Annotated in this window: 1 protein-coding gene; it reads right to left on the bottom strand. The window is 65.3% G+C overall.

Annotated elements, in window-relative coordinates:
* The coding region (locus FDW88_RS22340; protein ID WP_170974193.1) for an Ig-like domain-containing protein at nt 1-274 on the bottom strand (274 nt) is incomplete at both ends.

Genomic DNA, 274 nt, shown 5'->3' with positions numbered 1-274 from the left:
CCGCCGCTGGTGACGGTATAGGTGAAGGTGTCCTGGCCGACGTAGCCCGCGTTTGGCGTATAAACCAGCTGCCCGTTTTCAATAGCGACGGAGCCGTGCGCGCCCTGGGTCACGCCGGTAATGGCCTGGTCCGGGTTAACGAAGCGGTCGTTGCCGATCGCATCAATCGTCACCGGCACGCCTGCGTGGGTGGTGGCGCTGTCATCTTTCACGTCCGCTACCGGGGTGACGGTGATGGCGAGCGTCGCGGTAGCGGTGCCGCCGTCGTTGCCGT

Origin of the sequence: Citrobacter sp. wls829 (assembly GCF_005280825.1) — a bacterium.
Taxonomy (GTDB): domain Bacteria; phylum Pseudomonadota; class Gammaproteobacteria; order Enterobacterales; family Enterobacteriaceae; genus Citrobacter; species Citrobacter gillenii.
The sequence above is the reverse complement of the archived record's forward strand: the minus strand, read 5'-3'. Positions and strand labels throughout refer to the sequence as shown.